The 15,418-nt window shown below is 63.0% G+C and carries 13 protein-coding genes and 2 tRNA genes; 11 read left to right on the forward strand and 4 right to left on the reverse strand.

Features of this window, described 5'->3' with window-relative positions; genetic code table 11:
• The 3 genes from FJ943_RS19165 to FJ943_RS19175 form a co-directional block, all read right to left on the reverse strand.
• Entirely contained in the window at nt 1–1,023 is a 1,023-nt protein-coding gene (locus FJ943_RS19165) for an aldose epimerase family protein (protein WP_140723835.1), read from the reverse strand.
• A gap of 86 nt (nt 1,024–1,109) precedes the next feature.
• A complete protein-coding gene (locus FJ943_RS19170; RefSeq protein WP_140723838.1) occupies nt 1,110–2,567 on the reverse strand; it encodes an NAD-dependent succinate-semialdehyde dehydrogenase in 1,458 nt (485 codons plus the stop codon).
• A 183-nt stretch (nt 2,568–2,750) separates the two neighbouring features.
• Nucleotides 2,751–3,701 (reverse strand): AEC family transporter, encoded by a 951-nt coding sequence (locus FJ943_RS19175; protein ID WP_015317471.1) that lies wholly within the window; start codon nt 3,699–3,701, stop codon nt 2,751–2,753.
• Between the two features lie 463 nt (nt 3,702–4,164).
• On the opposite strand from FJ943_RS19175, the gene FJ943_RS19185 reads away from it, so the two are divergent.
• The 9 genes from FJ943_RS19185 to FJ943_RS19225 all read left to right on the forward strand — a co-directional run bounded on the left by FJ943_RS19185 (nt 4,165) and on the right by FJ943_RS19225 (nt 11,775).
• The gene (locus tag FJ943_RS19185) at nt 4,165–4,713 is read left to right on the forward strand and encodes a histidine phosphatase family protein (protein ID WP_015317470.1); all 549 of its coding nucleotides are present in this window, start codon (nt 4,165–4,167) and stop codon (nt 4,711–4,713) included.
• Nucleotides 4,714–4,942: 229 nt separating this feature from the next.
• Nucleotides 4,943–5,016: transfer RNA gene (locus tag FJ943_RS19190), tRNA-Tyr, on the forward strand.
• 1 nt (nt 5,017) lies between these two features.
• A tRNA-Met gene (locus FJ943_RS19195) sits at nt 5,018–5,082 on the forward strand.
• Between the two features lie 357 nt (nt 5,083–5,439).
• On the forward strand, nt 5,440–6,582 hold the full coding sequence (locus FJ943_RS19200; RefSeq protein WP_181174586.1) for a slipin family protein: 1,143 nt from the start codon (nt 5,440–5,442) through the stop codon (nt 6,580–6,582).
• A 175-nt stretch (nt 6,583–6,757) separates the two neighbouring features.
• Complete coding sequence (locus FJ943_RS19205; protein ID WP_010909964.1) at nt 6,758–7,039, forward strand: acyl carrier protein; 282 nt, start codon at nt 6,758–6,760, stop codon at nt 7,037–7,039.
• 55 nt (nt 7,040–7,094) lie between these two features.
• Nucleotides 7,095–8,285 carry a beta-ketoacyl-ACP synthase gene (locus FJ943_RS19210; protein WP_140723841.1) on the forward strand — a complete coding sequence of 397 codons (1,191 nt, stop codon included), beginning with the start codon at nt 7,095–7,097 and terminating at the stop codon, nt 8,283–8,285.
• A 43-nt stretch (nt 8,286–8,328) separates the two neighbouring features.
• Entirely contained in the window at nt 8,329–9,600 is a 1,272-nt protein-coding gene (locus tag FJ943_RS19215) for a beta-ketoacyl-ACP synthase (RefSeq protein WP_140723844.1), read from the forward strand.
• 36 nt (nt 9,601–9,636) lie between these two features.
• A complete protein-coding gene (locus FJ943_RS19220; RefSeq protein WP_140723846.1) occupies nt 9,637–10,665 on the forward strand; it encodes a zinc-binding dehydrogenase in 1,029 nt (342 codons plus the stop codon).
• 126 nt (nt 10,666–10,791) lie between these two features.
• Nucleotides 10,792–11,775, forward strand: a complete 984-nt coding sequence (locus tag FJ943_RS19225; RefSeq protein ID WP_181174587.1) for a lipid A biosynthesis lauroyl acyltransferase — start codon at nt 10,792–10,794, stop codon at nt 11,773–11,775.
• A 69-nt stretch (nt 11,776–11,844) separates the two neighbouring features.
• On the opposite strand, the gene FJ943_RS19230 is transcribed toward FJ943_RS19225, so the two are convergent.
• On the reverse strand, nt 11,845–12,273 hold the full coding sequence (locus tag FJ943_RS19230) for a L,D-transpeptidase (protein ID WP_140714882.1): 429 nt from the start codon (nt 12,271–12,273) through the stop codon (nt 11,845–11,847).
• 215 nt (nt 12,274–12,488) lie between these two features.
• Here FJ943_RS19230 and FJ943_RS19235 point away from each other — a divergent pair, with 215 nt between their 5' ends.
• Together FJ943_RS19235 and FJ943_RS19240 are read left to right on the forward strand one after the other, a co-directional pair.
• Nucleotides 12,489–13,769 carry an acetylornithine deacetylase/succinyl-diaminopimelate desuccinylase family protein gene (locus tag FJ943_RS19235; protein WP_140723850.1) on the forward strand — a complete coding sequence of 427 codons (1,281 nt, stop codon included), beginning with the start codon at nt 12,489–12,491 and terminating at the stop codon, nt 13,767–13,769.
• A 161-nt stretch (nt 13,770–13,930) separates the two neighbouring features.
• On the forward strand, nt 13,931–15,409 hold the full coding sequence (locus FJ943_RS19240) for an ABC transporter substrate-binding protein (protein ID WP_140723852.1): 1,479 nt from the start codon (nt 13,931–13,933) through the stop codon (nt 15,407–15,409).
• Nucleotides 15,410–15,418: the final 9 nt, after the last annotated feature.

Below are 15,418 nucleotides of genomic sequence, written 5' to 3' on the forward strand. Positions count from 1 at the left end.
TCAGCCCTGCCGGAACCGATATTCCGTCACGTGGTGGTAGATCGCGCCAGGCCATAGCGTCGCCTGCGGGAAATACGGCCGGTTCGGCGCGTCGGGCCATATCTGCGGCTCCAGACAGAAGCCGCTGAAGGCCTTGTAGCCCCGCCCTTCCAGGCCGGTGCGTGGCGTCACATATTGCCCGGTATAAAGCTGGACGCCGGGCTCGGTGGTCCAGACTTCCATCTCGACGCCGGAACTCGCCCCTTGCACCCAAGCTGCCTGCTTGAGCGGACCGCGCGCCGCGGCCAGGCAGAAATTCTGGTCGTAGGGTAACTGTTCGCCCTCGGTCTCCATGCGCAGCGGCCGCGCCTGGCGAAAATCGAAGGGCGTGCCGTCGACCGGCTTGACCACGCCGGTCGGGATCATGTCGCCGTCGACAGGCAGATAGGCGCCGGCGTTCAGCATCATCCTATGGTCGAGAATGTCGCCGGCACCGCCATCGTCGAGGTTGAAATAGGAATGCTGGGTGAGATTGCACGGCGTCGGCTCCTCGCAGGTCGCCGTCAGTTCGACGCTGAGCGTGCCGGGAATTTTCAGCCGGTAGGTGCAGGTAACGTCGAGCGCTCCGGGAAAGCCCATCGCGCCATCGGGATCATGCAGCGTCAGCGTGACGAAGTCCCTGCCATGCAGCGAAACCGTCCATGGCCGGTGGGAATAGCCTTGCGAGCCGCCATGCAGCGTATGCTTGTCCAGGAAATTGCGCTCGGTCTGATAGCGGTTGCCGCCAATTGTGAAACGAGCGTCGCCGATGCGGTTGGCGTAGCGCCCAACCACCGCCCCGAAGAAGCCGGTATCGGTCTCATACGCTTCCAGAGTGCTGTAGCCGAGAACCAGCGGCGCATCATGCCCGGCCAGGCGCAGGTCCTGGACGATGGCGCCGAGCCCGATGATGTTGGCGGTGAGGCCGCCGCCCCTGATCGTGAAGCGGCGGACCGGTTCGCCTGCCTGCGTCGTGCCGAAAACCTCGCCGTCCTTCATCATCATGCCCGCAAACGTCAGTGGATCCAAAGGACTTCGGCTGGTTCTTCAGCCTCGAGGCAGGTGTACGAGCCTGCCTCCGGACTAGCCTATCAGAGGCCGAGGCCGCCGATGCACACATATTTGGTATCGAGGTAATCCTCGATGCCCTGATGTCCGCCTTCCTTGCCAAGTCCGGATTCCTTGACGCCGCCGAACGGTGCTTCAGGTGTGGTGATCAGCCCTTCATTGACGCCAACCATGCCGTATTTCAGGCCTTCCATGACCCGGAAGGCGCGGCCGAGATCGCCGGTGTAGAAGTAGCAGGCAAGGCCGAACTCCGTGTCGTTGGCGAGCGCCACGGCCTCTTCCTCGGTCTCGAACTTGAACACGGGTGCGACCGGCCCAAAAATCTCTTCCTTCATGAAGCGCATTTTCGGCGTCGCGTTGGCGATGACCGTCGGCTGGAAGAACGAACCGCCGAGCGCGTGGCGCTTGCCCCCGGCGACGACCTTGCCGCCCTTGGCCGTGGCGTCGGCGATCAGCTCCTCGACCTTCTCGACCGCCTTCTCGTCGATTAGCGGCCCCTGCTGGACGCCCTCTTCCAGGCCGGAACCAACCTTCAGCCCGTTGCTGGCCGCGGCGAGTTTCTCGACGAACTTGTCATAGACGCCAGCCTGGACCAGGAAGCGGTTGGTGCAGACGCAGGTCTGGCCGGAATTGCGATATTTGGCGGTGATCGCGCCGGCCACCGCACGCTCGACATCGGCGTCGTCGAAAACGATGAACGGCGCGTTGCCGCCGAGTTCCATCGATACCTTCTTGACGGTCACCGACGATTTCTGGATCAGGATCTTGCCGACCTCGGTCGAGCCGGTGAAGGTGATCTTCTTGACCAGCGGATTGGCGCAAATCTCGTCGCCGATCTCGCCGGCGGCGCCGGTCAGGATGTTGACGACGCCCTTGGGAAAGCCGACTTCCTCGGCAAGCGCCCCCCAGGCAAGGCCGGAATACGGCGTCTGCGAGGCCGGCTTGACGACGGCGGTGCAGCCTGCGGCAAGTGCGGGACCGAGCTTGCGGGCCAGCATCGAGGACGGGAAATTCCACGGCGTGATGGCGGCGATGACACCGACCGGTTCTTTCGTCACCAGGATGCGGCGGTCCGCCCATGGCGAGGGCACGACATCGCCATAAGTGCGGCGGCCTTCTTCGGCGAACCACAGGATGTAGGCGGCAGCCGAACCGATCTCGCCCTTGGATTCGAACAGCGACTTGCCCTGCTCGATGGTGAGCAGTTCGGCCAGCACGTCCTGATTGTCCATCATCGCATCATGCAGCTTGCGCAGCAGCTTCGAGCGCTCGAGCGCGGTCGTCTTGCGCCAGGTTTTGAAAGCTTCATCGGCGGCCTCGATGGCGCGGCGAGTTTCTGCCTTGCCCGACTTCGGTACGGTGCCGATCTTGAGGCCTGTAGCCGGATTGTTCACATCGACCGTCTGGCCGCTGTCGGCCTGCACCCATTCGCCGTTGATGAGATTGGCCTGCCGCATGAAATGGCTGGTTTTCTGAAGCATGGTCTAGCCTCCGTTCGGCGCTCACGGGCCGCTATCTGGATGTCTTCGGTAAAGCGCAGGCAGGGCCGCGCGCTGGAGCCATTGCTCTTAACCTAGGGAAAGCCCCGCAAGCAATCGCAAGATGGCATATAGGGGTTGGACCAGCACAAGACGAGCGCGCCTTGGCGTACGGCGTCGCCAACCTTACCCGAAAACATGCAGGACAACCGTCAGCCAGAAAGCGGTGGTGATCGCCGCGCAGGCCGTGGCGATGGTCATCTGGTTCGATGCCAGCGCCTGGCCGGTGTTGAACTGCACCGCGATGAGATAGGAATTGATACCGGAGGGCAGCGCCGCCACCACGACCGCCACCTTGGCGGTCAGGGGCGGCAGGCCGAGCAGCCAGACGAAGGCAAGAACCAGTGCCGGCATCAGGAACAGTTTGAGCGCCGAAAGCGCCAACGCCGGCCGCACATTGCCTGATATCCCGAAGCGGCGCAGGCTGAGCCCCATGGCAAACAGCGCCACCGGCCCGGCGGTGTTTGCCATGGCCTCGACCAGCCGCATCACAAGAGCCGGCAACGGCACGCCGCCGAGCCGCCATGCGAGACCCAGCAGAATGCCGATGATCAAAGGGTTGATGAACAGCCGCTTGAGGAAACTGTGCAGGACCCGCAGCGGATGCACATGCTCGCCACTGCCGCGGCCGAACATTTCGAACAGCACGATAGAGGCCATCATCATGATCGGCAGGTGCACGCAAACCAGCAGCGACAGCACTTCGAAGCCGCTCGGGCCGAATATGCCGAGGATGAAGGGGGCGCCGAGCAGCACGATGTTGGAGAAGGCCGACGAGACGCCTCCGACAACGCCGGCGCGGGCATCCCGCCCGAATATCCGCGTGATGACGAGATGGCCGGCGGCCCAGGTGATCGCCGCCGCCGTGAAATAAGCACCCCACAGCGGCCAGGGCGCCACGCCATGGAAATCCGCCGTCACCATGGTCTGGAAGAGAAGCAGCGGCATGGCCACGCTGACGGCAAAGTCGGATATCCCCTCGCCGCTCGCCGGTCTCAAATAGCCCGTCAGCCCGGCGAGATAGCCGAGCGCGACAAGACTGAAGACGAACAGGACGGTTTCGGTAAGCGGAGACATTTTTCAGGGATAGGCGAGCCACGGTCGCGGCGCAATCGCGCCCGATCATGCTGCTCGATGCCTGCCGCACCAATCCGTGCCGATGCCATCGTGCGGCGCGCGCCAAACCGCCTCGGCCGAGCCGATCGGAGCTGGCGGGCTGGAACCGGTGCGCGGCGCCAAGGCCCTCGGCAACGCGCAAAGGCCGATGCGAGCCTCGGCATTGTGATCGGCTTCGCCGCGGAACCGACCGTTCGGCGATGTATGGCGCCGCTGGTGAAAACAGCCCTACGCGGCGGCTCTGCCGCATCATCTCGCGGCGATGAAAGGTACCGAGTTCCGCTCGGTGATCGATCTGGTGAAGCAGCAGCTCGCCAAATGTGAGGCGTGAGACACGGCTGACGCCCGGCTTGTCTTTGTGCCTGCTTTCCAATCCTTATATGCGAATGGTTGGAGCCCGACACGGGAGCATGGAAGGGTGGCGATGATCCGGTTAGCCTTGGCGTTGTTCCTGCTTGTCGTCCCCGCCGCCGCGCACGCGACGGACGCCGGCTGGGCGCTGCTGCGCGATGGCGGCCATGTCGTGCTGCTGCGCCACGCTATGGTCACCGGCACCACCGACCCGGCCAATTTCGACATCGGCAATTGCGCCACCCAGGTCAATCTGTCGGCGCGCGGCAAGCAGCAGGCAAGCAAGATCGGCGCCCTGTTTGCCGCCCGCGCGGCTCCCATCGAGCGCATTTTGTCCAGCCGCTATTGCCGCTGCCTCGACACCGCGCGCACCGCCTTCGAAGCCGAGCCGGAGCTGTTCGCACCGCTCGATCTCCTGAAGGGTGACGATGCGCAGAAAGCAGCGCAGATCGCGGCCATCATGAAGGAAATCCGCGCCTATTCCGGCTCCGACAATCTGGTCCTGGTCACCCATCTCGAAAACATCGTGGCGCTGACCGGCGTGTCGCCGCGCGAAGGCGAAGCAGTGGTGGTCGAGCCGCAAGGCGACGGCTTGCGCGTACTCGGCCGCGTCACCTTCTGAGACAACTGCTCCCGAACGCGGGCGCGGCAATGAGTGTTGCCGAAATGCCACCGCCGAAAGAAGCCGCGAATTCGGCACGACAATGTCGCTTGCGACAACCCGTCGCAGGGGCTATAGGCGCGCTCCCGGTCACGAAAACCGAAGCGAGCACAACGGTTGGAGCTTTCGTCTCCGCCCGTGCAGACGGCTTTGCCGCCCTGTATACGGCGCCGCTTTGGGGATTGGGATCGCGGATGTAGCTCAACTGGGAGAGCGCCGGACATAATCCGGAGGTTGTGGGTTCGAGTCCTGTCGTCTGCACCACGGATAGCTCAGTTGGTAGAGCATCAGACTCATAATCTGATTGTCGAAGGTTCGATTCCTTCTCCATTGGCTTGATAAGCCAGCACCCTGCCAGGTGTTATCTGAAACGGTCCGGGGACTGGAATGCTGAAGACGTGACGGACGGCCGAAGCCTTCGGGCCAGGACGTATCGAAAGGTCCGATGCCATCGGCTCGCGGCCAGGCTCGCGGTGATGGTCAAGGCGCAGTGTCGCCGGCAAGGGAGGCTCGCCTCCGGCGCCCGCTTCGCTGCCCCGCGATCCGCTCCCGCAGGCCCGCCGCGCATCGATGCCACCAGTCCCCGGATCATTCGTGTCCGGAATTGGAAGTGAAACGAGAAACGAAGGGAAGATCGACGCATGACGTGACGCCTCGCATGGGGCCATGCCCGACAGGAGTAAGACAATGACTATTCTCGATACAGTTCTTGGGCGCGAGCGCGTCCTCGTTAGGGAAAACGAACGTGCCCTCACTCTCTACAAGGGAGAGATCAAGGCTGTCCTGCTGCCGGGTGAGCACTGGCTCGCCAACCGGAACCAGAGCCTTGAGGTGTCCCGGCACGATCTGAAGAGCCCGGAATTCGTTTCGGCGTACGAGAAGGCGTTGTTCGACAAGCTCCCGGACGTGGCCGCGCGTCATTTCACCGTCGTGCGCACCGGGCGCACGGAAGTTGCCGTCATCGAGCGTGACGGCAACCTGCATTCCGTGCAGGCCCCCGACCGTAAGCTGGTACTGTGGACCGATGCCGGACCGTGGAAGGTGACGGTGATCGACACCTCGGCCGATCTTGCCATCGATCCGGCTGTCATGCGCCGGCTCGGCCAGGCTCGGAAGGCGGAATTGATGTCCGTTCACCCGGTTGTCGACGGCCAGGCCGGGCTGCTGTTCATCGACGGTGTCCTTGTGCGGACGCTTGCCGCTGGCGTGCACGGCTTCTGGAACGTCGGACGGATGGTGCAGATCAAGGTCGTCGACCTCAAGCGCCAGTCGCTCGATGTCGCCGGGCAGGAAGTGCTGACCAGGGATCGCGTCACGATCCGCGTCAACATCGCGGCCGAATACCGGGTCATCGACCCGGTCAAGGCGGTGAGTGCGGTGAAGGACTTCTCCGAGGCCCTCTACCGCGCCCTGCAGTACGCGTTCCGCAAGACGCTGGGCGCGCTCACGCTCGACCAGATCCTCGAAAAGAAGGTGACGGTCGACGAGGAAGCGGCGGCCAAGGTCCGTGCCGACATGGCCGAGATCGGGGTCGAGGTCAGCGATATCTCGCTCAAGGATGTCATCCTGCCGGGTGAGATGCGCGAGATCCTCAACCAGGTGGTCTCGGCCGAAAAGCAGGCCGAGGCCAACGTCATCCGCCGCCGCGAGGAGACGAACGCCACGCGTTCCCTGCTCAACACGGCCAAGGTGATGGCGGAGAACCCGGTGATGCTGCGGCTGAAGGAGCTCGAGGCTCTGGAAACCATCGCCGGCAAGGTCGAGCGACTGACCGTCCACAACGGAACGGTCGGGCTGCTGAACGACCTTGTCAAGCTCCGCGACAGCTGAGCTTACGTAGCGTCAACGGAAGGGCCGCCGGGTCGACCGGCGGCCCTTCTTGCGTTTCCTGGGCATCCTACCCATCTGCGCCCGGCTTAACAGGCCTTTTCCTGCCGGGAAAAACCGATTAGACAGCGCCCAAACGAATGCGGACAGATTCCGCCCGCAAAGAAGGAAAAGCCCCTTGTCTACAACGTTCGACAAAGTCGCCAAGATCATTGCCGACACCAGCGAGATCGATATCGACACCATCACGCCCGAGAGCCACACCATTGACGATCTCGGCATCGACAGCCTCGACTTCCTGGACATCGTGTTCGCCATCGACAAGGAATTCGGCATCAAGGTGCCGCTGGAAAAGTGGACCCAGGAAGTCAATGACGGCAAGGCTTCGACCGACGATTACTTCGTCATGAAGAACCTGTGCGCCAAGATCGACGCGCTGGTTGCCGCCAAGACCGCCTGAGGTCATCAGGGCGCGTGACTTGACGCGCTCCGTCACCTGACCCACAAAGCCGCTCATGAGCAGCCCCCACGACGTCGTCATCACAGGTATCGGCCTTGTTTCCTCGCTGGGGGAAGGTCCTGACGCCCATTGGCAAAAGCTGGCGCAACCGGGCCGGGAGCCGGTGCTCGAGGCCGGGCGCTTCGCGCCCTACACGGTTCATCCACTGCCCGAGATCGACTGGAACCTGCAGATCGCCAAGCGCGGCGATCAGCGGCAGATGGAGACATGGCAGAGGCTCGGCACCTATGCCGCGGGCCTCGCGCTCGACGACGCCGGCATCAAGGGCAATGACGAACTCTGCACCACCATGGACATGGTTGTGGCGGCCGGCGGCGGCGAGCGCGACGAAGCGGTCGACGCCGACATTCTAGCCGCTTCGGAAAACCGGAACGACCGCGACGTGCTGCTCAACGAGAAGCTGACCACCGAATTGCGACCGACGCTTTTCCTGGCGCAGCTTTCCAATCTGCTCGCCGGCAACATCTCCATCGTCCACAAGGTGACCGGCTCGTCCAGGACCTTCATGGGCGAGGAAGGCGCTGGCGTCGCCGCCGTCGAGACGGCAGCCGCGCGCATTCGCTCCGGCCAGTCGACGCACATCCTGGTCGGCGGCGCCTTCCAGACGGAACATTCCGACATGCTGCTCGGCTACGAGCTGGCCGGTTACCTGCATCGCGGCCCGTGGAAGCCCGTCTGGCAAAGGCAGGGCGCCGAGGGCGGCGGCGTGGTCTCAGGTTCCGGCGGTGCCTTCCTGGTGCTTGAGCAGCGCGAACACGCGGCAAGCCGCGGACGCAAGATCTACGCTGAACTCGGCCCCGTCGTCTCCGGCCGCGCCAGGCGCGCGCGCGGAGAACTCGACGCCGAGATCGCTCTCCTGCTCAAACAGGCGCTGCCGCTGAACGGCAAGCTGCTCGCCATGTCGGGAGCATCAGGCGCGCATGCGGCAACATCGGCCGAAAAGGCGGCGCTCGACGCCAATCCGGCGATATCGGCGCGCGGTTTTGCAACGTTGACCGGGCACATGAAGGAAGCGCAGTTTCCCTTCGCCGTGGCGCTGGCGGCACTGGCGGTCGACCGCAAGGCCGCCTACCCTGTCTTTGACGCCACTGCCGAAAAGCCATTCGAAGGCATTCCCGCGAGCGTCCTTGCAACGGCGATCGGCTATCACCAATTCGAGGGCGTGGCGCTGGTCAACGCCGCTTGAGGCGGCGTTTGGCGAACGCACTGCAGAGATAAGAGGGCTCCCGATGGCCAATTTCAGAGATCACATGGGCAGGCCCGTTGTTGCCGTCACCGGTATCGGTGTGGTGACCTCGCTCGGCGTCGGCAAATCAGACAATTGGGCCGCGCTGACCTCGGGCAAGTCGGGCATCCACCCGATCACCCGCTTTCCGGTCGATCACCTCAACACACGGATCTCCGGCATGGTCGATTTTCTGCCGTCGAGCTCCAAGGGAGCAAGCCTCCTCACCTATGAACTGGCGGAAACCGCGGCGCAGGAGGCTGTTGGCGAAGCCGGCCTGAATTCCGGCGATTTCGGCGGCCCTCTCTTCCTCGCCTCGCCGCCGGTCGAACTCGACTGGCACGACCGCTTTTCGCTCTACAATTCCGACAAGCAGGATTCCGGCGCCGAAAGGCTGCTGCGCGTGGCGCGTGGCCTGAAGGAACTCGATCTCTTCGAAACCACCCAGTTCGGCTCAATCGCCGACCGGCTCGCCGACCGGTTCGGCACGCGTGGCCTGCCGATCACGCTCTCGACGGCTTGCGCCTCGGGCGCCACCGCCATCCAGCTCGGCGTCGAGGCGATCCGCCGTGGCGAATGCGACCGGGCGCTGTCGATCGGCGCCGACGGCTCGGCGACCGCCGAGGCGCTGATCCGCTTCTCGCTGCTGTCGGCTCTCTCCACCCACAACGACAATCCGGAAAAGGCTTCCAAGCCGTTTTCCAAGGACCGTGACGGCTTCGTGTTGGCCGAGGGATCCGGCGCTCTGGTGCTGGAATCGCTGGAGGCGGCGCTTGCCCGTGGGGCCGCCATTCTCGGCATCCTCAGCGGCTGTGGCGAAAAGGCCGACGATTTCCATCGCACGCGCTCCAAGCCGGATGGATCGCCGGCGATTGCCGCTGTCCGGGCCGCACTTGCCGATGCGGGTCTCGGCGAAGACGAGATCGACTATGTCAACGCACACGGCACCTCGACGCCGGAAAACGACAAGATGGAGCACCTGTCGCTGTCGACGGTGTTTGGCGAGCGCATCGGCTCTATGCCGATCTCGTCCAACAAGTCGATGATCGGCCACACGCTGTCGGCGGCGGGCGCGGTCGAAGCGGCGTTTTCCCTGATGACCATGCGCGAAGGCGTCATTCCTCCGACCATCAACTACGACAATCCCGATCCGGCGATCGTGCTCGATGTCGTGCCGAACAAGAAGCGCGATGCGCAGGTTCGCTCCGTTCTGTCGAACTCCTTCGGCTTTGGCGGCCAGAACACTTGCCTTGTCATGGCGCGGGAACCGGTCTAAGCGAGCCCTTTCCGCTTAACAGAACCGACAGGCTCCATGCGCGCACTGCAACTTATCGAGGACCGCCGCCTTGAAACGGTGGACCTACCGCCCCCGCCGCCTCCCGCGCTTGGCGAAGTGACGCTGCGCGTCAAGGCGGTGGCGCTGAACCACATCGACGTCTGGGGCTGGCGCGGCATGGCCTTCGCCAAGCGCAAGCTGCCGCTGGTCGTCGGCGCCGAGGCCTCCGGCGAGGTGGAGGCGGTCGGTCCCGGCGTTTCCAGCCTGCTGCCCGGACAATTGGTATCGATCTACGGCGCACGCACCTGCGGCCTCTGTCGTGCCTGCCGCGAAGGCCGCGACAATCTGTGCGAGCATGTTTCGGGCGTTCACGGCTTCCATCTCGACGGTTTCGCGCAGGAGAAGATCAACCTGCCGGCGCGCCTGCTGGTCCCCGCCCCGCCCGGTGTGACCGATATCGGGGCTGCCGTGGCGCCCGTTACCTTCGGCACCGTCGAGCACATGCTGTTCGACAATGCCAGGCTGCAGCCCGGTGAGACGATCCTCGTCCATGCCGGCGGATCCGGCATCGGCTCGGCGGCCATCCAGCTGGCCAAGCGGATGGGCTGCACGATCATCACCACGGTCGGCTCGAACGACAAGATCGACAAGGCCAAGGCGCTCGGCGCCGACCATGTCATCAACTACCGCGACGATCGTTTCGAGGGCGTCGTGCGCAAGCTGACGAAGAAGAAAGGCGTCGACGTGGTGTTCGAGCATGTGGGCACCGACACCTTTGCCGGTTCGATGCTGTGCCTGAAGCGCGGCGGTCGCCTGGTGACCTGCGGTTCGACCTCTGGCGTGTCGACTCAGATCAACCTGATGCAGCTCTTCCAGCAGCAGTTGAAACTGCTCGGATCCTTCGGTTGCCGGATGGAGAACATGGCCAACGCCATGCAGAAGATGGCCGCTGGACAGGTCGCTCCGGTGATCGACACCGAGGTCGGCTTCGACGATATCGATGCCGCGCTGAAGCGCATGGAAGGCCGCGACGTTTTCGGCAAGATCATCCTGCGCGTCGCCTAGAGTCGGATGATTTCAGGTCGAATTGACCTGAAATCTGAATCCGCCTCTAAATCAAGGAATAGAGCATGATGTCATCCGAAAACCGCTTCACACTTTTCGGCATCATGCTCTAGAGCCTCGATTTCCGTGCTCAAGAAGCTTCGCCGCGATCTGAAATTTCGCTATGGCAGACAATTGCGCCAGGTGAATTACTGGTTTGTTGCGCGTCTCGCGATGGTCATCATGTCGCTGCTGCGCCTGCTGCCGGTCGACAGCGCGCTGAATTTTGCCGACCGCACCGCACGCCTCATCGGTCCAAGGGTCGGACGCCACCAGGTCGCCCTCGACAATCTGCGCAAGGCCTATCCGGAAAAGAGCGAGGACGAAATCCGGGCCATCGCCTCCGACATGTGGGGCAACATGGCCCGCCTTGCCGCTGAATACATCTTCCTCGACGCCCTGTTCGACTATGACCCAGCGGCCGGAAAGCCCGGCCGTATCGAGGTCAAGGGAACAGAGCATTTCGTGGAGATCGCGGCCGAGAAGCAGCCGCACATCGTCTTCACCGGCCATCTCGGCAATTTCGAGCTGCTGCCGGTGGCGGCCGCGACCTTCGGCATGAACATCACGGCGCTGTTTCGGCCGCCCAACAACCCCTACCTCGCCGACTACATCCTTTCGACAAGGCGATCCACCATGGGAGGCTTGCTGCCTTCGATGGCCGGTGCGTCGTTCGCGCTGGCGGGGGTGTTGGAGAATGGCGGCAATATCGGCGTTCTCGTCGACCAGAAATTCTCCAACGGCCTGGACACGACCTTCTTCGGCCGTCCCTGTCAGAGCAACCGCGTGCTCGGCACCCTTGCCCGCCACTATGACTGCGACGTCTATCCGGCGCGTTGTATCAGGTTGCCGGGCAACCGCTTCCGGCTCGAGATCGAGGACAAGTTGGTGCTGCCGCGTACCGCCGACGGCAGCGTCGATGTCCACGCCACCACCCAGATGCTGAACGACGTCGTCGAGCGCTGGGTCCGAGAGGATCCAGGCCAATGGATGTGGTTCCACAAAAGGTGGGAGATCAGCAAGTGGCGGCGGAAAAACCGCACCAAGCCGGCTCCCGTCTCAAACACATGAGCAAGCCGCTGGCGGGAACGTGAGTTCCTCCGCCAGCAAACAAAGCCAGTACCAACAATCTTCAAGTGTCTAATTGGTGACGACAATGCGCGTATTGCCGAAGCCCACTTCGCGGACCATCGAATAGAAGGCCGCGGCATTGGCCGTATGCAGCCTTACGCAACCATGCGAAGCCGGACGGCCGAGCTGCCTGACGGCGCCCGTTCCATGGATGGCATAGCCGCCACGAAAGAACACCGAGTACGGCATCGGCGACATGTCGTATTTGCGCGAATACCACATCCGCGCCGTGCGCTGCGGCCGGTAGGTGCCGCGCGGCGTGAAATAGCCCGGACGGGCGGTCGAGACGGCCCACCTATAGACAGAATCGCCATAACGAACCGTCATCGTCTGCGACGACACGTCGATGTTCGCCACCAATGTGGCCGCCTGACTTGCCGCCGATGCGCCAAACAGCGCAACGACCAATACTGCTGCCTTGAGAAATGACATTTTCATGCGATCAAACCCCTTTGATTGCCCTTGCCTGCTCGCCATCACGTTGTTTTTCACCTTTTTAATGGCGGTGAACAGATAACACACAGTCTTTGACCAATTCGCCAATCCAAAGCAGTGAATTTGAACGATTTCCCGCGATAGTTGCCACAACGACACGTTGCACGGGTTTGATCACGGGCTTGCAAAACCACTGGGATCGCTGCTCAACTCGCGGCATGAACGGGCGACTCCTCAAGGCAATCGACATCAGGCGCGACGAGTTGGTGGCGCTGACCGCCGACCTGATCCGCTTTCCGACCATAAATCCACCCGGCGAAGCCTACGGGCCATGCGCCGACTATATCGGTGCGCGGCTAAGGAAGAGCGGCTTCGAGACCGAGTTCATCCGCGCCGACGGCACGCCCGGCGACACCGATCGCTATCCGCGCATCAATGTCGTTGCGCGGTTTGATGGACGGTCACCTGGTGCCTGCGTCCATTTCAATTCGCATATCGACGTTGTCGAAGCCGGCGACGGCTGGACCGTCGATCCGTTCGCCGGCATCGTCAGGGATGGCAAGGTCTATGGACGCGGCGCCTGCGACATGAAGGGGGGCCTCGCCGCCTCCATCATCGCTGTCGAAGCCTTTTTGGAAGTCTTTCCCGATTTTCCCGGCGCCATCGAGATCTCGGGAACGGTCGATGAGGAATCCGGCGGCTTCGGCGGCGTCGCCCACCTGGCCGGCCTCGGCTATTTCTCGAAACCCAGGGTCGATCACGTCATCATTCCCGAGCCTCTCAACAAGGACCGCATCTGCCTCGGCCATCGCGGCGTCTGGTGGGCGGAGATCGAGACCAAGGGTGAGATCGCGCACGGCTCGATGCCGTTTCTCGGCGACAATGCGGTGCGCCATATGGGCGCGGTGCTGCAGGCATTCGAGAACGAACTGTTCCCGGCACTCGACCGCAAGATCACGCGCATGCCGGTGGTGCCGGAAGGCGCCAGGCGCTCGACCATGAACATCAATTCCGTTCATGGCGGCCAGACCGAGGATTTCCGCCCCGGCCTGCCCTCCCCCAACGTGCCCGATTCCTGCCGTCTGACCATCGACCGCCGCTTCCTTCTCGAGGAGGATCTGGCCACGGTCAAAGCCGAAGTGACCGGCATTCTCGACCGGCTGAAGCGCGAGCGCAAAAAATTCGACTACGAGATCCGCGATCTGATGGAAGTACTGCCGCTGATGACCGAGCGCGACGCGCCCGTCGTCAAGGCGGTGGCGCAAGGCATTCATGCGATCTTCGACCGCGAGCCCGACTACGTCATTTCGCCCGGCACCTACGACCAGAAGCACATCGCCCGCATCGGACATATCCACGACTGCATCGCCTATGGCCCGGGCATTCTCGACCTCGCCCATCGGCCGGACGAGTGGGTCGGCATATCGGACATGGTGGAATCGGCCAAGGTGATGGCGATCGGGCTCAACGTGCTGCTGCGCGGCACGGCCACGGGATAACCCTGCATCGCGATAAGCTTCGGCCCGCCGACGGGGCTGGCACGGCAAAAACATTCCCCGCCATCCCGCCTGGCAGCACGAAACGCAATTTACTCCCACGCGAAATCACGCTTCTATCGCCCGGCTTGAGCACGTGTCCTGAACGCATGGGGAGTTGCACGATGAGATTGTGGAAAACCATTCTGGCCGCCGCGGTTCTCGCATTGGCCGCAGGAACCTCCGCCTTTGCGGCCCGAACCGACCTGGTCATCGGCATTCCGCTCGAACCGCCGCATCTCGACCCAACCGCTGGTGCCGCGGCGGCGATCAAGGAAGTGCTCTACGCCAATGTCTTCGAGGGCCTGACCCGGATCGGACCCAATGGCGAGGTGCTGCCGGATCTGGCGGAAAGCTGGACCATTTCCGATGACGGCAAGGTCTACACCTTCAAGCTGCACACCCGCGTCAAATTCCACGACGGCGCCGATTTCAGCGCCGATGACGTGAAATTCTCGCTCGACCGTGCCCGCGCCGACAATTCGGTCAACGCGCAGAGGGGCCTGTTCGCGGCCATCGACAAGGTCGATGTCATCGATCCGGCGACGGTGAAAGTCACGCTGAAAAACCCGCAAGGATCCTTCCTTAACAATATGGGCTGGGGCGACGCGGTGATGGTGTCGCCGAAATCCGCCGACACCAACAAGGAAAACCCGGTTGGCACCGGCCCGTTCAAGTTCCAGAACTGGGCCAAGGGATCATCGATCACGCTGGTCAAATCTGGCCATTACTGGGGCGCTCCGGTGTTCCTCGACAAGGTCGAGTTCCGCATCGTGCCCGATGCCGCGGCCTATGTGCCGGCCCTTTTGTCCGGCGACATCCAGGCCTTCCCCTTCTTCGATCCCGACAGCCTCGCACAGGTCAAGGACGATCCGCGTTTCAAGGTGGTGATCGGTTCGACCGAAGGCGAGACCATCCTCTCGATCAACAACAAGAAGCCACCTTTCGACAAGCTGCAGGTCAGGCAGGCGATCTCCTACGCGCTCGACCGCAAGGCGATCATCGACGGCGCCTCAGCCGGCCTTGGCCTGCCGATCGGCTCGCATATGTCGCCGGCGAACAAGGACTATGTCGACCTCACCGGCCTCTATCCACACAATGTCGACAAGGCCAAGGAACAGCTGAAGGAGGCCGGGCTGGAGAACGGCTTCAAGGCAACGCTGAAACTGCCGCCGCCCAGCTATGCACGGCTCGGTGGCGAGATCATCGCCTCGCAACTTCGCGATGTCGGCATCAACCTGGAGATCATCCCGGTCGAATGGGCGCAGTGGCTGGACCAGGTGTTCACCAAGAAGGATTACGACCTGACCATCGTCTCCCACACCGAGCCCAACGACATCGATATCTATGCGCGCAAGGACTATTATTTCAACTACGACAATCCGACCTTCGACAAGGTGATCGCCGACCTCAACCTCACCTCCGACGAGGCCAAGCGCAAGGAACTGCTTGGCGAGGCGCAGAAGATCCTGGCCGACGACGCCGTGGTCGGCTTCCTCTACGAATTGCCCAAGGTCGGTGTCTGGGACGCCAAGCTGCAAGGCCTGTGGGAAAATGCGCCGATCCAGGCCAATGACCTGACCAAGGTGAAGTGGAGCGAGTGAGGTTCGTGG

This window comes from Mesorhizobium sp. B2-3-10 (assembly GCF_006442275.1).
GTDB classification, from domain to species: domain Bacteria; phylum Pseudomonadota; class Alphaproteobacteria; order Rhizobiales; family Rhizobiaceae; genus Mesorhizobium; species Mesorhizobium australicum.